This is a genomic window from Noviherbaspirillum denitrificans, from assembly GCF_002211445.1.
Taxonomy (GTDB): Bacteria; Pseudomonadota; Gammaproteobacteria; order Burkholderiales; family Burkholderiaceae_D; genus Noviherbaspirillum; species Noviherbaspirillum denitrificans.
Map to the genome: position 1 here is coordinate 4275039 of NZ_LSTO01000001.1, position 4804 is coordinate 4279842.

At 58.3% G+C, this 4804-nt stretch carries 7 protein-coding genes; all 7 read left to right on the forward strand.

Going from position 1 to position 4804, the window contains the following annotated elements; translation table 11 throughout:
- A partial coding sequence (gene rpsD, locus AYR66_RS29010) for a 30S ribosomal protein S4 (protein WP_170942331.1) occupies positions 1 to 529 on the forward strand: 529 nt, incomplete at its 5' end.
- A 103-nt stretch (positions 530 to 632) separates the two neighbouring features.
- Positions 633 to 1610 (forward strand): DNA-directed RNA polymerase subunit alpha, encoded by a 978-nt coding sequence (locus AYR66_RS20690; protein ID WP_088709077.1) that lies wholly within the window; start codon positions 633 to 635, stop codon positions 1608 to 1610.
- A gap of 133 nt (positions 1611 to 1743) precedes the next feature.
- Complete coding sequence (gene rplQ, locus AYR66_RS20695; RefSeq protein ID WP_088709078.1) at positions 1744 to 2139, forward strand: 50S ribosomal protein L17; 396 nt, start codon at positions 1744 to 1746, stop codon at positions 2137 to 2139.
- Positions 2140 to 2302: 163 nt separating this feature from the next.
- Complete coding sequence (locus tag AYR66_RS20700; RefSeq protein ID WP_088709079.1) at positions 2303 to 3235, forward strand: ATP-binding cassette domain-containing protein; 933 nt, start codon at positions 2303 to 2305, stop codon at positions 3233 to 3235.
- 1 nt (position 3236) lies between these two features.
- Positions 3237 to 4022 (forward strand): ABC transporter permease, encoded by a 786-nt coding sequence (locus tag AYR66_RS20705; protein WP_088709080.1) that lies wholly within the window; start codon positions 3237 to 3239, stop codon positions 4020 to 4022.
- On the forward strand, positions 4019 to 4375 hold the full coding sequence (gene cutA / locus AYR66_RS20710; protein ID WP_234814963.1) for a divalent-cation tolerance protein CutA: 357 nt from the start codon (positions 4019 to 4021) through the stop codon (positions 4373 to 4375). The genes AYR66_RS20705 and cutA overlap by 4 nt, the downstream gene beginning before the upstream one ends.
- On the forward strand, positions 4368 to 4804 hold a 437-nt coding region (locus AYR66_RS20715), incomplete at its 3' end, for a protein-disulfide reductase DsbD N-terminal domain-containing protein (protein ID WP_206047238.1). The genes cutA and AYR66_RS20715, both read left to right, overlap by 8 nt.

The following is a 4804-nucleotide window of genomic DNA, read 5'->3' on the forward strand; positions in this document are numbered from 1 at the left end:
CAAGCTGGATTCCAAGCCGGGCCAGCATGGCCGTACTTCCGGCGCACGCACCTCCGACTACGGCAACCAGCTGCGCGAAAAGCAGAAGGTCAAGCGTATGTACGGCATTCTCGAGCGCCAATTCCGCCGTTATTTCGCCGAGGCAGACCGCCGCAAGGGCAATACTGGCGAAAATCTGCTGAAGCTGCTCGAATCCCGTCTTGACAACGTTGCATACCGCATGGGCTTTGGCTCGACCCGCGCTGAAGCGCGCCAACTGGTCAGCCACAAGGCACTGACCGTGAACGGCAACGTCGTCAACATCGCTTCTTTCCTGGTCAAGCCGGGTGATGTGGTAGCTGTGCGCGAAAAGGCCAAAAAGCAGGCTCGTATCGTTGAAGCCCTGTCGCTGGCGGAGCAAAGCGGCATGCCGTCCTGGGTTTCCGTCGATGGCAAGAAGATGGAAGGTACCTTCAAGCAACTGCCGGATCGCACCGAAATCGCCAACGACGTCAATGAATCGCTGATCGTCGAACTGTATTCCCGCTAATTAGCAATTCCCCGCCCGCCCTGCCTTCCGGCAGGGCGGGTTTCTTTGTAATGCCATCAGCCTTATCGGTGTAACGAGCCGAGGGTATTGAAAAGGACATTTCATGCAAAACAGTCTGTTGAAACCCCGTATTATCGAAGTCGAAGCACTTGGCGCCGGCCAAGCGAAAGTGGTGATGGAGCCGTTCGAACGCGGCTATGGCCACACGCTGGGCAATGCGCTGCGCCGCGTCCTGCTGTCGTCCATGGTGGGCTACGCCCCGACCGAAGTGACGATTGCTGGTGTTGTGCATGAGTATTCTTCTTTGGACGGCGTGCAGGAAGACGTCGTCGACATGCTGCTGAACCTCAAGGGTGTGGTGTTCAAGCTGCACAACCGCGACGAAGTCACGCTGACCCTGAAGAAGGATGGCGAAGGCGCAGTGCTGGCATCCGACATCGACCTGCCGCACGACGTCGAGCTGATCAACCCGGATCACGTGATTGCGCACCTGACCGCTGGTGGCAAGCTGGACATGCAGATCAAGGTTGAAAAGGGCCGTGGCTACGTGCCGGGTAACGTACGTCGCCTGTCGGAAGATGCAAACAAGACCATCGGTCGCATCATCCTCGACGCCTCGTTCTCGCCGGTTCGCCGTGTTTCCTACGCTGTCGAATCCGCTCGTGTGGAACAGCGTACCGACCTCGACAAGCTGGTTATGAATATCGAGACCAACGGCGTGATTTCGCCGGAAGAAGCGATCCGTCAGTCGGCCCGCGTCCTGGTTGACCAGCTGAATGTGTTCGCCGCTCTGGAAGGTACCGAAGCGACCGCGGAAGCTCCGTCGCGCGCTCCGGCTGTCGATCCTATCCTGCTGCGTCCGGTGGACGACCTCGAACTCACCGTTCGATCCGCAAACTGCCTGAAGGCCGAGAATATCTATTACATCGGCGACCTGATCCAGCGCAGCGAAAACGAACTGCTCAAGACCCCGAATCTGGGCCGCAAGTCCCTGAACGAAATCAAGGAAGTGCTGGCTTCGCGTGGCCTGACCCTGGGCATGAAGCTCGAAAACTGGCCGCCGGCTGGTCTGGAGAAGTAATCCGGATGGGAGCGGCTTCAGCCGCTCCTTTCCACATCAAGCAGTACCGTAACAACAAGCATTACCGGCCCGCGATAAGCCTCTGCTGATCGATAGAAGAGCTGGATGTAAAACTCAACTGAAAGGAAATACCATGCGTCACCGTCACGGCCTCCGTAAACTGAATCGTACTTCGTCGCACCGCCTCGCGATGCTGCGCAACATGACCGTTTCCCTGCTGCGCCACGAAGCCATCAAGACCACGCTGCCGAAGGCAAAGGAACTGCGCCGCGTCGTCGAGCCGATCATCACCTTGGGCAAGACCGACAACCTGTCGAACAAGCGCCTGGCATTCAGCCGTCTGCGTGATCGCGAAATCGTCGTCAAGCTGTTCGCCGAAATCAGCCCGCGCTACGCCAACCGCAACGGCGGCTACCTGCGTATCCTGAAGATGGGTTTCCGTCAGGGCGACAACGCACCGATGGCTTTCGTTGAGCTGGTCGACCGTCCGGAAATCAGCGACGAAGCTGCAGTCCCGACCGCTGAGTGATTGGGATCGCTCAAGTAGTATGAAAAAGCCAGGCATCGCCTGGCTTTTTTGCTTTGATGGCGTGATGCGTGACCGGCATGATTCTCAAGCTTTCTGAACGATGCCGGTGCATGCTTTTCGTTTATGGCAAGATGTATGTTTTGGGCTGGAGTACCGTATCTGCATGAGCGAATTCGACATTCTGTCTGTGACCAACCTGCGCAAGTCGTATGGAAACGGCGAATCGAAGAGTGTGGTTGTGGACGGGCTGTCGTTCACTCTACGGCGCGGCGAATGTTATGGTTTGCTCGGGCCGAATGGTGCGGGAAAGACCACGACCCTCAGGTTGTGCCTGGGGCTGACGGCTCCGGATAGCGGTGAAATTACGCTGGTTGGCCGTCACATTCCGCGGGAAGCGCGCCCGGCTCGGCTGCGTGTAGGCGTGGTGCCGCAGGCGGACAACCTTGATCCTGACTTTACGGTCGAGGAAAACCTGATGGTGTTCGGCCGCTACTTCGGTATCGCCGACCACGAGATCAAGGCGCGCATCCCGAAACTGCTGGAGTTCGCCAACCTGACGGCGAAGAAGGATGCGCACATCATCGAACTGTCCGGCGGCATGAAGCGCCGACTGACGCTAGCGCGTGCGCTGGTCAACGATCCCGACCTGATCTTCATGGACGAGCCGACCACCGGCCTCGATCCGCAGGCGCGCCATATGATCTGGGATCGCCTGAAGACACTGCTGAACGAGGGCAAGACGATCGTCCTGACCACGCATTTCATGGATGAGGCGGAACGGCTGTGCGACCGCTTGGCCGTGATCGACCATGGGCAAATGATCGCGGAGGGCTCGCCGCGTGATCTCATCAAGCAACATATTGAGGCGGAAGTGGTCGAAGTCTACGGCGACAACGCCATTGCCTGGGGCGAGCGGGAAGGGCGCGGGCGCGCGGCACGGATTGAGGTGAGCGGTGAAACGGTGTTTTGCTATACCAACGACGCGCAGCCTTTGCTGACCACATTGCATGAGACGAATGGTGTGCGCTACCTGCATCGGCCTGCCAACCTGGAGGATTTGTTCTTGAAGCTGACGGGAAGGGAAATGAGGGATTGAGATGAGTGCAGCCGTCTATGCCTTGCCGGCATTTTCATTCCGCTTCTTCCCGATCTGGCGCCGCAATTTCCTCGTCTGGAAAAAGCTGGCCGGGGCGAGCATCCTCGGTAACATCGCCGATCCGCTCATTACGCTGGTGGCTTTCGGGTATGGACTGGGGAGCCTGCTGAACAGTATCAACGGCATCCCGTACATCCATTTCCTTGCGTCCGGATCGATCTGCATGTCGGTCATGATGGCGGCGTCGTTCGAGGCACTCTATTCTGCGTTTTCGCGCATGCATGTGCAGAAGACCTGGGACGCGCTCCTGAATGCGCCGCTGGCGCTGGATGATGTCGTGCTTGCCGAGATGCTATGGGCAGCGACGAAGTCGCTGTTTTCCGGCATAGCAATCCTGATCGTGATCTTCATGCTCGGGATCGGACTGCATCCGACCGTCCTTGTCGTGCCGCCATTGTTGTTCCTTATCGGCATGACTTTTGCATCGATAGGATTGATCATTAACGCGCTCGCGCGCGGCTATGATTTCTTTACCTATTACTTCACACTGGTGCTGACGCCGATGGTGTTCCTGTCAGGCGTGTATTATCCGACGGCGCAGTTGCCCGAATGGTTGCGGGCGATCTCGGCTTTGCTGCCGCTTGGCGCTGCAGTAAGTTTGATCCGGCCGCTCGTGCTCGGTGAATGGCCGCGCGCCCCATGGGTGGATGTCTTGATCCTGGTCGCCTATTGCGCGGCCGGATTCTATGCGGCGACCATCCTGACGCGCCGCCGACTGCTGAAATGACTCAACAACAGGATTTGATCATGCAGGATGTTTTGCTTGTCCTGACAAATGTTCCTGACGAAGTGACGGCTCACACTATTGCTCGGAAGGTGGTGGAGGCCAGGCTTGCTGCGTGTGTCAACGTGCTGCCCGCGGTTCGCTCCATCTACCGGTGGGAGGGCAAGGTTGAGGAAGCGGGCGAAGTAACCATGCTGATCAAGACGGTGCGGCAAAGGTATGCCGCGCTCGAAGCGGCCATCCGGGAATCACATCCCTACGATGTGCCGGAAATCATTGCCGTGCCGGTGACGGCAGGTTTGACGGCCTATCTAGGCTGGGTTGTGTCGGAAACGAAGAAGGATGTGGATGTTTAAGCTATTCCAGGCGCTGCTGCTTGCCGCCATCGTCGTGCTGTCGCCGCATTCCCATGCGGCGGAGGACTTTCTCGAACCCGAGAATGCGTTCAAGTTTTCGGCGCGCATGATCGACGAGAAGACGGCCGAGGTTACGTACAAGATTGCCGATGGCTATTACATGTACCACGAAGCCTTCAAGTTCAAGGCGGAGGGCGCCGTACTCGGGACGCCGACGATTCCTCCTGGCAAGGTGAAGTTTGACGAGACCTTCCAGAAGGATGTGGAAACCCATCGTGGCACGCTGGCCATTACGATTCCGATCACGGCGAACGGCGGCTTCACGCTCCGCTCCACAGGCCAGGGCTGCGCGGACAAGGGGCTGTGCTATCCGCCGATGGAATCCGTGGCGAAGCTGTCTACCAGCGGCGGTGCGGCGTCAGTGTCGGT

Bases quoted from the DNA above. Each gene is read 5' to 3' on its own strand.
- AYR66_RS20690 (WP_088709077.1), top strand. From the start codon at position 633: ATGCAAAACAGTCTGTTGAAACCCCGTATTATCGAAGTCGAAGCACTT.
- rplQ (WP_088709078.1), top strand. From the start codon at position 1,744: ATGCGTCACCGTCACGGCCTCCGTAAACTGAATCGTACTTCGTCGCAC.
- AYR66_RS20700 (WP_088709079.1), top strand. From the start codon at position 2,303: ATGAGCGAATTCGACATTCTGTCTGTGACCAACCTGCGCAAGTCGTAT.
- AYR66_RS20705 (WP_088709080.1), top strand. From the start codon at position 3,237: ATGAGTGCAGCCGTCTATGCCTTGCCGGCATTTTCATTCCGCTTCTTC.
- cutA (WP_234814963.1), top strand. From the start codon at position 4,019: ATGACTCAACAACAGGATTTGATCATGCAGGATGTTTTGCTTGTCCTG.